The organism is Bernardetia sp. (assembly GCF_020630935.1).
Classification (GTDB): Bacteria; Bacteroidota; Bacteroidia; order Cytophagales; family Bernardetiaceae; genus Bernardetia.
Genome location: NZ_JAHDIG010000026.1, coordinates 39,598 through 57,778 on the forward strand (window position 1 = coordinate 39,598; position 18,181 = coordinate 57,778).

Consider the following 18,181-nt stretch of genomic DNA (forward strand, 5'->3'; position numbering starts at 1 on the left):
ATTGAGTTAATTGTTAGCTATGACATTGTTTAGAATGATTTTCCCAAAACATGTTACTTCTTTACCTCAGTATTACTAAAAAATATTGATTCAAGAAATAAACTTCAAAATCAAAATTACTAAAAATTATAAACAAATCTAACTCTACATCACTAATAACTTATAACTTTTTGGTAAAAAATCAAAATAAGCAAGAACCATAAAAATTATATACCCAGTAGTAGTATTATGTGTAGATGGTCATTTATACGCTAAAACCATCTTTTCGGTTACTTTGTTTCATTAATTCTTTATTTACATTTCAACTAACCCAATAGAACTTTACTGTTTTCCAATCAACCTTTGTATATTTGCGACCTACTTCTCAAACAAAGTGAAGTTTAATCTAAAAAATAAACTCTTTTAACTTATTCATTCCCAAACTTGTGAAACAACATCATGCTTCAAATTACGATTTATTTATCAAAGCTGGACATACTGAAGGTAATTACTGGAAAGACCTTTGGCGATACCGAGAGCTTTTTTACATTCTTACTTGGAGAGATTTGAAGGTGCGTTATAAACAAACCGTTTTGGGCATTGCTTGGAGTGTTATTCGTCCACTTTTAACCATGATAATCTTTACAGTTGTTTTTAGTGGAGTGGCAGGACTTCCTTCTGAAGGAAATGCTCCTTATGCTGTTATGGTTTATGTTGGACTTTTGCCTTGGCAATTTTTTGCTAATGCACTATCCGAAAGTAGTAATAGCTTAGTCTCTAGTGCTAATCTTATATCAAAGGTTTATTTTCCTCGTCTCATTATTCCAACAGCTTCTATCATTACAGCTTGTGTAGATTTTCTAATTTCATTCGTACTACTACTTCTATTAATGCTTGTTTATCAGTACGTACCAAGTTGGAAGATTATCTTTTTACCTTTTTTCCTAATTGTTGCCTTCTTGTCAGCCTTTGGTGTTGGTCTTTTACTAACAGCTTTAAATGTAAAATATAGAGATTTTCGTTATATACTTCCTTTTATTGTTCAGTTTGGATTATATATATCGCCTGTTGGGTTTAGTAGTAATACTGTATATACAAACCTTGCTAAAAAGCTATCAGAAATGAATATGGATTGGCTTACAGATTATTTAATAACATTCTATGCTCTCAATCCAATGGTAGGAGTGATAGATGGTTTTAGATGGTCTATTATTGGAAATGCTGAAATGAACTGGACTATGTTTGGCGTATCTATCTTTATGTGTTTATTAATTTTGTTCTATGCGATTTATTATTTCCGTAAGACAGAAAAAACATTTGCCGACGTGATATAAAATAACAATTTAGATTTCAGAATTACAGAATTATCAATTTAGACTTTAGACAAAAAATAAAATGAGCCAAAGTGTTATTCGTGTAGAGGATTTAGGTAAAAAATATATTATAGGTAAGCATCAGCAAGAACGTTATCGTTCTTTGCGTGACGTTATTACAAATAGAGTAAAGTCTGTTTTTTCAAAAAAACAAGAAGAAGAAGACTTTCAAGAGTTTTGGGCATTGAAAAATGTAAATTTTGATATACAACAAGGCGACAGAGTTGGTATTATTGGACGCAATGGTGCAGGAAAATCTACACTTCTTAAAGTATTGAGTAGGATTACAGAACCTACTACTGGAAGCATTGCCATAAAAGGGCGTGTAGCAAGTCTTTTAGAAGTAGGGACAGGGTTTCACCCAGAGCTTTCAGGAAGAGAGAATATATTCTTAAATGGGGCTATTTTAGGAATGGGACGACAAGAAATTAAATCTAAATTTGATGAAATTGTTGATTTTGCTGAAATAGAAAGATTTTTAGATACGCCAGTAAAACGCTACTCATCGGGTATGTATGTTCGTTTGGCTTTTGCTGTGGCTGCTCACCTAGAACCTGAAATACTGATTGTAGATGAAGTTTTGGCTGTGGGGGATAGCAAGTTTCAGAAAAAATGTTTGGGAAAAATGGGAGAAGTTTCTACACAAGGCAGAACTATCTTGTTTGTAAGCCATAATACTACCTTTGTTAGAAGTCTTTGCAATAAAGGAATTTGGTTAGATAAAGGACAAGTAAGACAAACAGGCTCAACCAATGAAGTGATAAGCAGTTACCTTGCGTCTATGCACGACCAAGTATTTGATGAAAATAGTGAAATTCATAATAATTTGAATAGAAGAGGAAGAGGAGATGCTAGATTTAGTAAAATTGTCATTACTGATATGAAAGATGCTGAACTACCTGCCTTTAATAGTGGGCAAAATGTAAAGTTTAACTTTGAGGTAAAAATAAATGAATCTTTATCAGACCTCAAACTATCTATGGTTTTCAAATCTACAACAGGAGAAATCATTACCAATACAGGAATGAAAGATATATCTCATCTCTTGGAAAAAAATAAAAAAGACTATACTATCCATCTTTCTTTGGTAATGGAAAATTTACCCTTCCGTGCTGGTGAATATGAGATGTATTTTTGGCTAGGACAATCTGCTGAAGTATTTTTTGATGTAGTAGATGGCGTACTTCCTCCTTTGCAAGTAACAACAGATAAAGATGAAGAAGAACTGGCATATAACCCTGCTTCTCCTTATGGTTTTTTTGACATCAATACACATATTGCTTCAAACTAAAATAGACATCATTATTATTTATGAATTATAATCTCTCTCACCTTGACCAATTAGAAGCTGAGGCTATTTATCTTATGCGTGAAACAGTAGCACAGTTTGAGAATATTGCCCTACTTTTTTCTGGAGGTAAAGATTCAATAACACTTCTACATTTGGCTCGTAAGGCATTTTATCCAGCTCAAATTCCGTTTCCTTTGTTGCACATTGATACAGGACACAATTTTGAAGAAGCCATAGAGTTCAGAGATTATTTAGTAGAAAAAACAAATACAGAGTTACTTGTGCGCTATGTTCAAGATTCAATCAATCAAGGAAAAGCAAAAGAAGAAACAGGGTATAATGCTAGTAGAAACAAACTCCAAAGCATCACACTTTTAGATGCCATTGAAGAACTCAAACTAGATGCTTGCTTTGGTGGAGGGCGCAGAGATGAAGAAAAAGCACGAGCAAAGGAGCGTTTTTTCTCACACCGAGATGGTTTTGGAGAGTGGAATCCTAAAAATCAGCGTCCTGAACTATGGAATTTATTCAATGGAAAAAAACAGTATGATGAAAACTTTAGAGTTTTTCCTCTTTCCAACTGGACAGAACTAGATGTTTGGCAATACATTGAAAGAGAGCAGTTAGAATTGCCCTCACTGTATTTTACTCATGAAAGAGAATGTTTCATAAGAGACGGAGTAATTATGGGAGTCACTGATTTTGTAAAGCTAAAACCAGAAGAAACTACAAAAATAATGAAAGTACGCTTTCGAACACTAGGCGATGCCACCTGTACGGGAGCAATAGAATCCCCAGCTTCTACTGTCTCTGAAATTGTTAGTGAAGTGGCAGCTATGCGCCTTACAGAAAGAGCAGGAAGAGCTGATGATTTGCGCTCAGAAGCAGCTATGGAAGACCGAAAAAAAGAAGGTTATTTCTAAACGCCAAACTGCGATAAGTGGTGGTCTAAGTGTTTGTAAAACATATTGTTCCACTCATTGGAGGCTGAGTTTCTGGTGTTAGTTTTTCTATGCGAGAAATAGTTTGGCTGGCAACCAATTTTTCAAAAATGTTTTCATTGTCTCTAGTGAGATTAAATTTTAGGACTTTAGCTCATTAAGGTAAGAACCAAATATTATTCTGCAATAAGCATTTTTTTTGGTTAGGGAAAAGGTATGCTTTTTCCTTACAAATGGTAAAACACTAAATTTGATAAAATTTTAATTTCTGCTAAAATAAAAAGCAATATAAGTAAAAAAGATAAAATTTAAGTTGTAAAATCAAATAATAATAGCATTTTTTTAGACTGTGTTAGATGTCTGTATAGTTGGCAGAAATAAAAAGGCTGTTGGTAGAAATGAACAGTTAACATAGATGAAAATGTGGGAATTGGTCTATTTTTTTGTTAATTTTAAAACTAATTATTTTGTCCATACTATTATTCTTAAGTATCTAGCGCAAAGAAACTTTGAAATAAGTTTGGTAATAATTTAGAAAAGTTAGTATCTTTTGGATAGGTTTGTAGTTTTGCAAAGAAAATAACCTTTCATGAAGTTTATTTTGAAGCAATAAGCTATTTTTTATTTAGGCTAAAAATATTCATTTTGCCCACTTACTTTTTCATAAATAGTTACGCATACTCTCATTTGACCCTTAAAAATGTTAGATTTTTAAAGGGGCTGGGTGTGATGTTATTTTTGATTTGTATTTTTTATATACCTTCTTCTCTACAAGCACAAAATTTTGATTTAAGTGATTCTACGAAAGTGTACAGATTGGGCGAAGATGTTTTTATTTTACCAGACAATGAGGGAGCTTATACAATAGATGATGTCAGTAGGACAAGCAAAGTAAAAGAATTTCAGCTCTACAAGGATTCAAAGCCTGTTTATGAAGATGATACAGATATTTATTGGGTACGATTTACCTTAAAAAATACGTTCCCTAATCGCAAACTCTATCTGCTCAAAGCAAAAGATGCAGAGGTTGCTTATCTTTACACGCCTACAACTAATGGCATTTCGTATATAAGAAGTGAAGATGGTGTTGTTTTTCCACATTATAGTAGAAATATTAAAATAGACCGTTCTGCTTGTTTTGTTATTACTTTAGATAGATTCGAATCTAAAACATTTTTTCTTCGTATAGAACACCGTACTGCGTTTGCAAGGCAAAACAAACAACTTCTCAATACACTAGAACACTTAACCATAGAAGACCTTTCTCGTGCTATTGAACTCTCTAAAGAACGTCGTTACTATCAAGGGTTTTATTTAGGCGCAATGGTGCTTTTGGCTCTTAACAGTTTATTTGTTTCATTTCTGTTTAGAGACAGACGCTATCTATATTATGTAGGGCTACTTTTTATGGCTGCTCTCTTAAATATGGTTTTTGAAGAATACTTGATAGAATTTTTCATTCCCAATGACCCTAAACTAAACTGGTTGATGGTTGTGCCTGTTACGTCTCTACTTTGGTTTTTCTATACGTTATTTTTTAGAAGTTTTCTCAACCTAAAGAAATTTGCTCCGTTTTGGGATAAGTTTTTTATCGGTATAGCAGGTCTTTGTTTGCTGATATTTGCTTTAACCTTTATTGAACTACACAAAATGCAATGGATGGTAGCTTTACTTGTCTTTACTATTTCTATTGCACTGGTTATCAATATAGTTATTGTTGTGAAGGTAAAACATCGCCCTGCCTCGTTCCTATTGGCTGCTAATCTTGTGTATTTTGGAGGGATTTTGATATTTTCTCTAGCACAACTAGAAATTATCCCTAGAAGCTACTTTACAATGCATGCTTCACAAGTGGCTGATATTCTTTTAGGTTTGTTTGTCTCTCTAGGGCTTGCTGACAGAGTAAATTATCTGCGTACTGAAATAGAAAGACGTAACGAAGAAAACAGAACTCTTATAGAAGAACAGAAAACAAAACTAGAGAAAGAAGTTGCTGAGAGAACACGAGAAATTACCAAAATTAATATGGAACTCGTAACACAGCAAGAAGAGGTTACAAGGCAAAAAGAACAAATTGAAAAGGCAAACGAAAATCTAAAATCACAACAAGGAGAATTGCGTAAAGCCTATCAAGACATCAATCTTTTGAGTGATATTGGTAGAGATATTACAGGCTCATTAGACATTGGTGTGATTATAAATACGGTGTACAAACATGTTGCTGAAATGATGGATGCGACCGTATTTGGTATCGGTACGTATGATGCAGAACGAGAAATTATTGGTTTTAGTCATTTCTATAAGGATGGGGAAATGGTTCCATATAGAGAAGCTCCTATAGAAGATGACAGACTTTCCACATGGTGTGCAAGAAATAAAAAACCAGTTTTTATCACCGATTTTGATGAAGAGTATGCAAGATATTTGAAGGAGAAGGCTCGTGGTGTTTTGGTAGAAGAACGAAATTCTATCATTTATTATCCTCTTATTCAAGAAGAAAAACTTTTGGGAGTGATTACAGTACAAAGTCCTATGAAAAGTGCCTATTCTCGTAATCATTATCGTATCTTAGAAAGTTTGGCTGCCTATATTACAATTGCGCTCTCAAACTATGATGCATACCAGACTATTCAGTTAGCAAAAAATGAGATTGATAGAAAAAACCTACAAATTACAGATTCATTACGCTATGCAAGAGATATTCAAGGCGTGATTCTCCCAGGAGAACGTCGTTTCAAACGCTTGTTTAAAGAGCATTTCTTGCTCTACAAACCAAAAGACTTTGTTTCTGGTGATTTTTATTGGGTAGAACAATATGAAAACAAGACCTTTGTGGGTGTGATTGACTGTACAGGGCATGGTGTTCCAGGGGCATTTATGTCACTTATTGGAACAATGCAACTCAATCAAATCTTAGCAAAAACGCAAGAACCTTCTCAAATTTTAGATAACCTTCATATTGGTATCAAACAGGCATTGAAGCAAGATATTTATAATAACGACGATGGAATGGACGTTTGTTTGTGTTCTATTGAGCATTTAGAAGAAATCAATCGTTACAAGATTATATTTGCTGGTGCGAAGCGTCCTTTGTATTATGTTAGTGAAGATGCTCTTCATCAACTGAAAGGAACTCGTAAAACTATTGGAGGAAGAGGAAGAAATGACAAGCCTTTCGAACAAGAAGAAATTTGGCTCAATGAAGGCGATGTTCTTTATCTTACCACAGACGGTTATGTTGACCAAGCCTCGCCACGCCACAAGAAAATTGGTACTATGCAGCTTCTCACTTGGCTAGAACAGATTGCCCCACAAAAGATGGAAAAACAAGGAGAGTTTTTGGAAGAAGAACTCAAAAGGCATCAACAGTACGAAGAACAGCGAGACGATATTACGCTTTTAGGAATCAGATTGTAGGATAAAATAAAGTTTTATCTCATCAAAAAAGAGATGCTATTAAAATAGTCAGTTTTACAATTCTATTTAATTAACTTCTTAAAAATAAAAAAACACTACTCATTTAGAAAATAAACTAAAGAATAGCGTTTTTATTATAAGCCAATACACAAAAAAACTATTTTTCCCCAAACAAATCTAAGGCAGACTGTACCATTACTTTCACCCCCGTTTGTATAGAAGGTTTTGGAACAGGTGCATAAAAAGGAGAATGCAAAGAAGGTAAAGGTTTTCCTGTCTTTTCACTTTCTGCAATTTTTTCTGGTTCAACAACACCCAACCAAAAAAGGCTAATCGGAACATTTTCCTCTGTACGTCCAAAACGGCTAAAATCTTCCCCTCCCATAACAGGCTCTACTTCCACAACTTTATCTTCGCCTAATATTTTCTTAGCAGAATTGGCTACTTTTTCAGTAAGTTTTGGGTCATTTATCGTGGCTGGTGTTGGATTTCCATCAATTTCTATGACTGGCATTTTTTCCACGCCTGCAGCCATAGCATAGCCTTCTGCAATTCTTTTAAGTGAAGCCAAAGTATTGTTTCTCACTTCATCCGTATAAGAACGAAGAGTAAGCTGTAACTCTGCACGGTCTGAAATAATATTGTGTTTTGTTCCTGCATGAAATGAACCTACGGTAACAACGGCTGCATCAGTGGGTGAAGTCTCTCGGCTTACAATCGTCTGAAAACCTAAAATCATTTGAGAAGCCAAAACGATAGGATCTTTTGTGGTGTGTGGATATGCTCCGTGTCCTCCTTCTCCAAAAACAGTGATATTTACCATATCAACATTTGCCAAAGCAGCATTTTTACAATAACCAATCGTTCCGTGAGGAAGGTTTGCATTTGTATGCAAAGCTAAAGCATAATCTGGTGTTCCGAATTTCTTATAAAGCTCTGCTTCTACCATGGCTTTTGCACCACTTCCTACTTCTTCGGCTGGCTGTGCTACCAAGATAAATGTTCCCTTCCAAGTATTTTTTAGGTTTGCCATAGTTTGTGCCACTCCTATCAGAACCGTCATGTGCATATCGTGTCCACAGGCGTGCATTACCGAGACTTCATTTCCATCTTTGTCTGTTCGCTTCATTGTGCTGGCATAAGGCAATCCTGTTTTTTCTTCTACTGGCAAAGCATCCATATCAGCACGAATAAGTATGGTTTTTCCTTTTCCATTTTTTAGAACTCCTACCACACCATAATCTCCAAACTTTTCAGTTACTTCATAGCCTAACTTTCTAAGTTCTGCTCCCATTTTTTTTGAAGTTTCTTCTTCTTGTTCGGAAAGCTCTGGATTTTGATGAAGATATTTATAAAGTTCAAGCCACGAAGATGTATTTTTTTCTAACTCATCTTTTATCTGAGTAGATGCTTTTTCTAAGGTTTGAGTTTGCATAGTATTTTTATTTTTTTGAGCGAATAAGCCTGTTGAGATAAGCAAAGAAATTAACAGACTACTAAAAAAGAAAGTAGAACGAATCATTATAAACTATATTTGGGTAATTATCAAAATCAAAGCTATATTTTCGGTCTGCTCTATGAGACTGACCTTATTTCCTATTTAGGTCAGCCCAAAAGGGCAGCACCGACACACTTAGTGGAGTTTAACTTTTATTTTGGTAAGAGTAATGAATTAATTTACTTCAATTTACTCAAAAAGTAGCAAGCACAAAAAAACAGAACACTTTTGATGTTCTGTTTTTTCTGTATATGCTATTATTAATCAGACTATTGAGAAATAGAATAGTTAATAATTTCTTTAGGCATATTTACATTTTCTACTTGATTTTTGAAGTTCATACGTTGTACACCTTGTACTTCAATCACTAAACGGTCTCCTTCTTTAGCTTTTGCTCCAAGACTTGAAGTATTAGCAGTTGGTCCATTAGATTTTACAGAGCCTATTACACGACGACCTCTTGCCAATGTAACTGTAAAACCAGATACACGGTAACGAGCATCTTTTGGTAATTGGTCTTTAAAACTTGCATCTGGAATAGCATCAAGAGTAACAGAACGTGGACACGCTCCACCTTGCTTCATATTCAAACCTCTTGCTTTTACACTAGGAGTAGGAATAAGTTTTACACTAAATTTTTTAGTGCCTATTGTATTTCCACCACTAGCAACTGTCAAAGACATACTTGCAGAAGTTGGAACTAGAGTTACTTTAGAGCCTCCTCCAGCAATAGCTTGACCACCCGTTGCAGAGAAAGAAGGCTTGTATTCTACACCTAAAGCTGGAACTTTAACTTTAAGTTCGTTACCACATTTCAAATATAATGAGTTTACAGTACCCGACTCAATCTCAATTACTGGAGAAACTACTGTATATTCAATAGGTTCTGTTGTAAGAGTAGTGTCTTGTCCAGCAGCATTTTTGATAGTAATAGAGCCTTTCCAAGTTTTCTTAGCTCCTTCAGTAGTACCACCAGAAGCTGTGAATTCTACAATACCAACACCATTTCCTTCTTTGCGAACACCTCCAGCTGTAGATGTCATTTTTGGCTCTATGGTAGTAGATGTTGCAGAGATAAATAATTTAGCTCTATATTTAGTTCCTGCAGCCACTACATTTGATTCAGCAGAAGCCATTGCTACTACTTGATCAAATTTGATTTTAAATTCTCCAATACGAGCACGCAAAGCATCGATAGCTGTTGTTTCTACTTTCACAACATCATTCTCCATTTGAGAAAGTACTGCTAAAGCAGCTACCATTGGAGTATTTTGGAAGTTAATATGCTCCCACTCCATGTTATCATACTTTGGCTTATTATACATTTCTACTTCGGATTTTTCAGGAGCTAAAGGAACTAAATTTTTATCCTTTAGTTCAGCTTGTAAACTATCATCGATAGCAATGACATCATTTACATACTTATTAAGTTCTGTCTGAAGCTTTGCTGCTTCTCCAGACTCTAAGTCTTCATTAAGTCCAAGCATAATACGGTTGATATCATCATATTTATCACCCATCGGATATGCTCCTGTTTCTGGGTCAATAGCACCCATTTCAGTAATAATACGCTCACGTATTTTCGTGATATAATCAATCATATCAGAAGATTCTGTTTTAACCTTACGAGCCTTTTCTAATATAGCTAAGTCTCTAGGGTTACTACCAGATTCCTCTATTTGGTCTTGCATAGACTTAATGATTTTGTCATTGGTATCTCTACCAACTTTTTTAGCACTTTGAAGACTATCATCTATAAAATAGAATTTTTCAAGTACTTCGTTTTGAACCTGTAAGGCAAGAAGGGCTGTCAGTACAAGGTACATCATACCAATCATCCGTTGCCTTGGAGTTTCTTTTCCTCCTCCTCCCATAGTTTTTTATAGGTTATTGGTTAGTAATATATTTTAAAATTAAAGAATGAAATATAATTTCAGTATTCATATACTAGAAATTAGCCTTTCATTGCAGTAAGCATATTGCCATATACCTTGTTAAGGGTAGTAATGTTAGTCGTAAGTTTAGACATTTGCTCTTTGAATACTTGAGATTCTTTGCTTGCATCTGCCATGCTTTCCATAGCTTGAGTAAGGTTGCTATAGAATTTGTTCATTGCCTTCAAGTGGCTATTAGCATCTTTCAACTCCATTTCATACACAGCATTCAAACCAGCAAGGTTTTTAGTGATTGCTTGTACTTGAACGTGATATTCTTTTGCATCTTTCGCTGCGTTAGACATTTCGCCCATTGCAGATACAGTAGAAGAATAAGCTGAGTTAAGGCTAGTAAGTGATTTAGAAGCCTGCTTCAAGTTGTTAGAATAATCGTTAGTAGAGTTTACAGCCTCTGTAATGCTCTTCATACGAGTAGCTGTGTCATTCAAAGACTGAATGCCTTGACCGAAACGCTTGAAAGAATCAGCAGAAAGATTTGCTTCTCCTAACATTTTGTCAAGACCTACTAAAGCAGCGCTATCTTTTCCGTCGTCCTTCTTAGCAACTACTGCCTTTACATTAGCATCTACCAAACCTGGGTAAACACGTTCCCACTCATAGTGAGGGTCTGCAGGAGGAGATGGTTCAAAAAGACCAAACAAGAAGATAACTGCTTCTGTTGAAAGACCGACGATAAGCATAAAACTTGCGCCTGGCCAGTGCATGATTTTAAATAAAGCACCCAATACAACAACAGCAGCACCAACACTGGTTGCCTTAGGGATTATTGTACGATAAAAACGTTGGAGTCCTGTTTCTTGACGAGCCATAATTTAACGATTGATTAGAGTTGAAATTGAATTTATTAAAAAGATGTTTGAAATTTCAATAAATAAATATACACAAATAGATTTAGATAAAAAAAGTTTATTTGAGTGTTTCTTTACAAATAAAGCTACTATTGAGCTATTTTTGTTTTGGATAACAAACAAGCAATTTTATATCATTGCCATTGTTGTATGTTTTGTTTGTATCCAAACTATTGATAGATAAGAGTTTAATTATAGTTTAAGTAAAAAAAACGATAAACAAACAATTATTTTATAGTTTGAATAGCCTAAATAAGTCATTTATTTGGAATGTTCCAAAGATTTTAAAAAAAAAATGACTTTATATTGGCTTATTTAGAATAATTCATAAGTACATTGAATAGAATCTTTAAACACATATTCTTTTACTAATCGTAATAATAACGAGGAAATAAAATTTTAGTATAAAAAAATATTTATTTGTACTTTAATTAGAATTACACTTAAGTAATAACAGTTCAGTAGAGAAAGAATTCGGCTACTGACTGAAAATTTAGATTATAAATTAATTATAAATTTATAAAAAAAAAAAGATTGTGAAGGTTTTTTATGAAAAAAATGAAATTATATTTGGTGTTTTTGTTATAAGTCAAATTTTATCCTTTGTACTCTTCCATATCTTTTTCTTTTAAAGATACTATACTTCTCGCAAATATCATAGCTAATTCGTATTGATAGCGTCAAAAATGATAGGCTTTCGTTCAATAAAGAGTTCAGACAAATCAACCATTACTTATTATCGGTAAAAAAAATAGCCTGTGAGACACAAAAAAACTCATCTTTCATAAATATAAAAGATGAGTCTATATTTTTCTTGTATTTGTACTGTTTAGAACTCCATTCCAGAAGAACGACCTAAATATGTCATTACACAACGGAAGCCAGTATAAGCAGTTACAGAATCTTGATATTGATAATTACGAGTTCCTGTTTCTATGAAGAAGGCAATATCTTTCCAAGAGCCTCCACGAACTAATTTACGAGGTTCGCTATCATCTATATAAGTAGGGTTCAAATCCCAAATAAGTGGCATTGCATTCGGAGCATACGCATCGTTACACCATTCTGAAACGTTTCCTGCCATATCATAAAGACCAAAGTCATTAGGGAAGTAAGCACCTACTGGGTTTGTATATTGGAAACCGTCATCGTAGTAGTTGCCACGTCCTGGTTTGAAGTTGGCAAGCGCACAACCTTTAGCATTTCTTGTATAAGGACCTCCCCAAGGATACTTTGCTATATCACGACCACCACGAGAAGCATATTCCCATTCAGCCTCTGAAGGCAGACGGAACATTGGAACTGGGAATTTTCCAGCAGATTCTCTTGCTTCATTCATAAATTTAGTTCTCCAACCACAGAATGCTTTTGCTGCAAACCAACTTACACCCACAACAGGATAATCGTCATAAGCAGGGTGAGCATAGTAGTTTTCTGTCATTGGGTCGCCATAGTGGTGTGTAAAGTTTGTCATCCATACTGTTGTATCTGGATAGAAACGCTCTTTAATTTCTTCCTCTGATAAGATTTCTCCATCTACTGAATCTGGGTTTTCAGTCATCTCATCAATAAACTGACGATATTCGTTATTTGTAATCTCTGTCTGATCCATATAAAAACCACCAATCGTAATCTGACGGTTCATATTTATTTTTGAAGATAAGATGTCTTGGTCAGCTTGTCCCATGTGGAATGTACCTGCTGGTACTACAATCATTCCATAAGGAACTTCTTGTCTCCAGCCTTCACGACCCAAGACTCCAGTGAGTTCTCCACTTTCTTGTAATTTAGCTAGGTTTCCACCACCACCACAGCTTTGCATAAGAAGAGCTGTGGTTACACCCAATAGGACAGCCCAAATTGTACGGTTCGTACGGATTTTTTGTATCATGTTCGTAGTCATGTTCAGTTTTCTTGTTATAAATTTCAAGAACGCATCTATTTTGAAATTTTATTCTTACTTATCTCTCAATTTAAAAAATATGAGCAATGACGAATAAATATATAGATTTGTTTTGTGATGATTTTCTTAAATACAGTAAATTTTAAATCAGATTGATAAAATTCAGATTGATTTCTTAACGATTCAGTATAAACGTTAAAATAATAATGCCAAAGATACTCTAATTATTGTTTTGTAAGTCAAATTATAGGGAATTAACTTGCTAAAAAGACATCTTTTTTCTTACTATTTGTAAGTTGTAACTACTATACTAATAACTACATTTTGAGCAGATTAGTATAGTTTTACCGAAATATTTCTCAAATTTATCGAAATTTTTTCTGTATTCGTCGAAACAAATCAACTTTTTTTTAGCAATATAGCAAAAAAGTGAATTATAATGAAAAAGTTAAATAATTCAATAGATTATTTGGTGGAAATTTATCTTTTGCCTAGAACAAATAAAAAGCCAATCTACTATACAGTTATTTAATTCTATACTTAGAAACGGAAACGAGGTGTACGAATAGTAGGTAAAACTTTAGGTTTAGGAGCAGGAAGGCGATAGCCTATCGAAATTTCGTGTGAAGTAGGTTGCTTAACATCTTTTCCACTCGTTACTAAGTCTAAAGAGTACGTAATACGAAGGTCTCGGTTTTCTAACATATTAACTCCCAAAATCAATATCCCTGCATCAAGAGCATTAGACGCCCTAGCTGATATACCACCAAAATACGTCTCGTCATAACTTAATAATACACTACCTTCATAAGATATTGCTCCAGAGGTAAGTTTCAAAATGGCTGAAGGCTGTAGCATAAGTGTAGGAGAAATATCAAAATTGCCTCCACCCATCAAATAAAAATGAGGCTTCAAAGAGGTAATATCTATACCTGTACTATAATCAAATTTAGATTGTAATAAGTGGTTTGTACTGATTCCTACATAATATCCTTTCAAAGACTGATAATATAGACCTACTGCTAAATCGGGTTGAAACTGGTTTTCTACACCTGTACTTGGTATTCTTGGGTCATTTTCTTCATTCGGACGATACTGCCCAAAGTCTATTCTCTGATTGTACATCCCTCCACGCAAACCAAATGAAATACGGTCTTTGTTTTTCAGATTGAAATGATACGCATAAGAAATCTGAACTTCTGTACTGGATAAAGGACCTACTCTGTCGTTGGCAAAATGAATTCCTATACCACTATTTATTCTATTGAGAGGCATACTTAAAAAGCCCACTTGCGAGCTAGGCGCACCACCATCATCAAAAGTAGGAGAGTAGTTTATCCATTGGCTTCTGTGAAAAACTCCCATGGTTGTGTAGTTTGCATCGCTGCCTGCCGTAGCAGGATTGAAATACAAGCTATTGAACATATACTGACTAAACTGTGCGTCTTGTTGAGCTACTGTATAAGTACTGATAAAAAGAAGAGAGCAGAAGCAACTTAGTTTAAAAAATGAGAGAAAATATTTTTTCATGATAAGATTGAAATTAAGAACAATTATATGTTTGAACTTATGAGCATACATGAGTTGATTAAAAACATGGAAAATCATCTGTTCTATATGTAATGCTGCTGTATGTTAAGCTAAATAAAATAATCAGTATTCAGAAGGTTCTTTAGTAGAAATTTGTTTGGATATTTCTATATTTTGATTTCTTTTTTACTTAAAGAGCAAAGTATAAAAATATGTGCTAAGTTAGTAAACTTTTGAAAAAATAAGTCTAAAGTCCAAACAAATCCATAAAAAATTCCACCCTTTAACAATTAGAATTGTGTAAAAAGTGGAATTTTGTTTTCAAACCTTAGTATAAAAGGTTTTTGTAAAATGCACATAAAAATAGTCAACTATCTTGATTCCAGATATTTCTTATCTCTATTAGTATTCTCTAGGCATCACGATAGCCAAAATAATATATACTAAAACAGGTGAGCCTACTCCAAAAAATGTAAAGAGTACAAACGCTACACGAATTAGATTGCTATCCCAACCAAAAGCCTCTGCTATTCCTCCACAAACACCTGTAATAACTGAATCGTAAGTAGATTTTGTAAGTTTCATAAAGAAGATAGATTATTTAATAGTGAATAGTTGATTAAAAAGATTTGAATAAACAAACCTGTATGTCGTTATAACGAGCAAGACTATCAAGTAGTTACAAAAAATATAAATTTCTTTAAAACTTAAAAGCCTAGAGAACTTCAAAACTACAAAACAAAAACAATATTGCAAATTAGATACTCTACATCACTAATAAAAGAGCTGACTTTTATCTCTTTATCAGAAAAATGTTATTTTTGCTGTATTCAAAATTTGACTATTCAGACCAAAACATAAAATTCCTTCAAATTATAATGAAGATTACCAAAATCCTTATTGCCAATCGTGGTGAAATTACGCTCCGTATTATTCGTTCTTGTAAAGAAATGGGTATCAAAACAGTGGCTGTTTTTAGTGAAGCTGACCGTTTAGCTCCTCATGTACGTGCTGCTGATGAAGCTATCTGTGTAGGTACGCCTCCTTCTGCCGAATCATATCTTCGTGGAGATAGAATTATAGAAGCTGCAAAAACTACTGGCGCACAGGCAATTCACCCTGGATATGGGTTTTTGTCAGAAAATGCAGATTTTGCTCGTAAAGTAAAGGAAGCAGGACTTATTTTTATCGCTCCTTCTCCAGAAGCTATTGAAGTAATGGGAAGTAAATTGGCTGCTAAAAATGCTGTTTCTGAGTACGATATTCCAATGGTACCAGGTATTAACCACGCTGTTACAGATATTGCAGAAGCAAAGAAAGAGGCTGCTCAAATTGGTTACCCAATTTTGGTAAAAGCAAGTGCAGGAGGTGGAGGTAAAGGAATGCGAGTAGTAGAAAAAGAAGAAGAGTTTGAAGAGCAAATGAAACGTGCTGTAAGTGAGGCACAGTCTGCTTTTGGTGATGGTTCTGTTTTTATTGAGAAATATATTGGTTCGCCTCGTCATATCGAAATTCAGATTTTGGGAGATACTCACGGCAATATTTTGTATCTTTTTGAAAGAGAGTGTTCGGTTCAGCGTCGCCATCAAAAAGTGGTAGAAGAAGCTCCTTCAGCTGTGGTAGATGAGAAAATGCGTAAAGCAATGGGAGAAGCTGCTGTAAATGTAGCCAAAGCATGTAATTATCACGGTGCAGGAACAGTAGAGTTTATTGTAGATGAAGAACTGAATTTTTATTTCTTAGAAATGAATACTCGTCTGCAAGTAGAACATCCGATTACAGAACAAATTACAGGTGTGGATTTAGTAAAAGAACAAATCAAAATTGCAGAAGGACAGGCTATCTCTTTCAAACAAGAAGATTTAAAAATTAATGGACATTCTATTGAGGTGCGTGTTTATGCAGAAGACCCAGCGAATAATTTTCTACCGAATGTTGGGAAAGTAGTAGAGTACGAAACGCCAAAAGGCTTGGGAGTACGTGTAGATGATGGCTTTGAGCAAGATATGGAAGTGCCTATTTTTTATGATTCTATGATTGCAAAGCTCATCACTTTTGGAAAAGATAGAGAGGAAGCAATGGATAGAATGATTAGAGCCATTGATGAATATAAAATTTCTGGTATTCAGACTACACTACCTTTCTGTAAGTTTGTGATGCAGCACGAGGCTTTCAGAAGTGGTAATTTTGATACAAAGTTTGTAGAGCGTCATTTCAAACCAGAATATTTAGCAGCAGAAACTTCAAAAGAAGAAGAAGAAATTGCTGTGGCTATTGTAAGTCAGCTTTTAGAAAGTAGTAAAAGTAAAGGCAATCTAGCTAGTGGAGACACCAACAATGGTAAAAATAATTCTAGTGGAATGAATGATTGGAGAAAGAAAAGACCAGTTTTTTAATTACTAGATTCCTCGTTGAGAGCTACAAGTCTCAACGACAGTTACATAGTACTACTACAACCGATTTGAGATTGAAAAGTACTCAAATCGGTTTTTTTTATTGAATTTATTTAAAAAAATATTTCCAAAAAACTATCCTTTCATTTTTTCCTACGATACTACTACCAAACAAGGGCAGAAAACTGGTTTTTTGCCTCCTAATTTTTCAACAACCTAATTTTATTCATTCTAATCTAATTTCTACAAATTATGAAAAAGAACATTTTATCTATTGTTGGTAGTTTTGTCTTATCACTTTTTTGCTTTATTTCTACTTCCAATGCACAATTACAGTTTGTAAATCCTTCGGAAGTGAAGTCTTCCGATGCTAGAGGAGTGTTAGACATTGAAAATGCACCTGAACTGCTTGTTATTTTGGTCTGTGATAATTCAGCATCTATGGAAGACAATGGAAAAATTGCCGAACTCAACGATGCTTTGGATATGTTTTATACAGGAGTTGGACAAGATGATTTACTCTCTCAAAAACTGAAAGTAGCTGTCGTAGGATTCGAATCTTCAGCGATGGTAGTTCGCCAACCTTCTTTTATTTCGGCAGGACAGTCTGCACCACAATTCAATGCTGGTGGAGGAACAAATATGACAGAAGGCTTGCAGGTAGCGAATCAAATGTTACAACAATACGGAAATGGAGTATTGAAGCCTATTGTTATTATGATTACAGACGGTGAGCCAAATGATGCTTCTTCAGCTATGAACAAGGCGTTCACAACACAACAGTATTCATTTTTCAATGCACTTGGTGTAAGTGGGTCGGATTTTAATTTCTTAAACCAACTTACAGGAAATCAAAACGCTTCGGCACAGCTTAGAGGAACAAACTTTGGTGCTTTCTTTGGCGATGTGCAAGACGATTTGAAGATGTGCATAATGAGTAATCACCCAGCAAACCCTCATAGAATGGGAGTGAACAATACCCCAATTCCTTTCAAACTCAACAATCGTAGAGGTTGGAAAAAATAATCAATTATTAATGGTACAAGGCTCGCC

General features: G+C 34.5%; 12 protein-coding genes. 6 read left to right on the plus strand and 6 right to left on the minus strand.

What is annotated here, in order from left to right; translation table 11 throughout:
• The first annotated feature begins 425 nt into the window (after positions 1-425).
• The 4 genes from QZ659_RS09135 to QZ659_RS09150 all read left to right on the plus strand — a co-directional run bounded on the left by QZ659_RS09135 (position 426) and on the right by QZ659_RS09150 (position 7,001).
• Positions 426-1,313 (plus strand): ABC transporter permease, encoded by an 888-nt coding sequence (locus QZ659_RS09135; protein WP_291725250.1) that lies wholly within the window; start codon positions 426-428, stop codon positions 1,311-1,313.
• A 61-nt stretch (positions 1,314-1,374) separates the two neighbouring features.
• Entirely contained in the window at positions 1,375-2,643 is a 1,269-nt protein-coding gene (locus tag QZ659_RS09140; protein WP_291725253.1) for an ABC transporter ATP-binding protein, read from the plus strand.
• Positions 2,644-2,663: 20 nt separating this feature from the next.
• Positions 2,664-3,566, plus strand: coding sequence for a sulfate adenylyltransferase subunit CysD (cysD, locus tag QZ659_RS09145; protein ID WP_291725257.1), 903 nt, complete (start codon positions 2,664-2,666; stop codon positions 3,564-3,566).
• 756 nt (positions 3,567-4,322) lie between these two features.
• Positions 4,323-7,001, plus strand: a complete 2,679-nt coding sequence (locus tag QZ659_RS09150; protein WP_291725260.1) for a 7TM diverse intracellular signaling domain-containing protein — start codon at positions 4,323-4,325, stop codon at positions 6,999-7,001.
• Positions 7,002-7,158: 157 nt separating this feature from the next.
• Here QZ659_RS09150 and QZ659_RS09155 read toward each other — a convergent pair whose 3' ends face one another.
• The 6 genes from QZ659_RS09155 to QZ659_RS09180 all read right to left on the minus strand — a co-directional run bounded on the left by QZ659_RS09155 (position 7,159) and on the right by QZ659_RS09180 (position 15,320).
• Positions 7,159-8,436: an amidohydrolase gene (locus QZ659_RS09155; RefSeq protein WP_291725263.1), complete on the minus strand. Its 1,278-nt coding sequence runs from the start codon at positions 8,434-8,436 to the stop codon at positions 7,159-7,161.
• 332 nt (positions 8,437-8,768) lie between these two features.
• On the minus strand, positions 8,769-10,373 hold the full coding sequence (gene gldM, locus QZ659_RS09160) for a gliding motility protein GldM (protein ID WP_291725266.1): 1,605 nt from the start codon (positions 10,371-10,373) through the stop codon (positions 8,769-8,771).
• A gap of 80 nt (positions 10,374-10,453) precedes the next feature.
• The gene (gldL, locus tag QZ659_RS09165) at positions 10,454-11,263 is read right to left on the minus strand and encodes a gliding motility protein GldL (protein WP_291725269.1); all 810 of its coding nucleotides are present in this window, start codon (positions 11,261-11,263) and stop codon (positions 10,454-10,456) included.
• 868 nt (positions 11,264-12,131) lie between these two features.
• Complete coding sequence (locus QZ659_RS09170; RefSeq protein ID WP_291725272.1) at positions 12,132-13,193, minus strand: SUMF1/EgtB/PvdO family nonheme iron enzyme; 1,062 nt, start codon at positions 13,191-13,193, stop codon at positions 12,132-12,134.
• A gap of 552 nt (positions 13,194-13,745) precedes the next feature.
• On the minus strand, positions 13,746-14,735 hold the full coding sequence (locus tag QZ659_RS09175) for a type IX secretion system membrane protein PorP/SprF (protein WP_291725275.1): 990 nt from the start codon (positions 14,733-14,735) through the stop codon (positions 13,746-13,748).
• A gap of 402 nt (positions 14,736-15,137) precedes the next feature.
• Positions 15,138-15,320 carry a PspC domain-containing protein gene (locus QZ659_RS09180; protein WP_291725277.1) on the minus strand — a complete coding sequence of 61 codons (183 nt, stop codon included), beginning with the start codon at positions 15,318-15,320 and terminating at the stop codon, positions 15,138-15,140.
• Between the two features lie 290 nt (positions 15,321-15,610).
• Here QZ659_RS09180 and accC point away from each other — a divergent pair, with 290 nt between their 5' ends.
• Both accC and QZ659_RS09190 read left to right on the plus strand, forming a co-directional pair.
• Positions 15,611-17,131, plus strand: a complete 1,521-nt coding sequence (accC, locus tag QZ659_RS09185; RefSeq protein ID WP_291725284.1) for an acetyl-CoA carboxylase biotin carboxylase subunit — start codon at positions 15,611-15,613, stop codon at positions 17,129-17,131.
• A 249-nt stretch (positions 17,132-17,380) separates the two neighbouring features.
• On the plus strand, positions 17,381-18,154 hold the full coding sequence (locus QZ659_RS09190; protein WP_291725281.1) for a vWA domain-containing protein: 774 nt from the start codon (positions 17,381-17,383) through the stop codon (positions 18,152-18,154).
• The last annotated feature ends 27 nt before the right edge of the window (positions 18,155-18,181 follow it).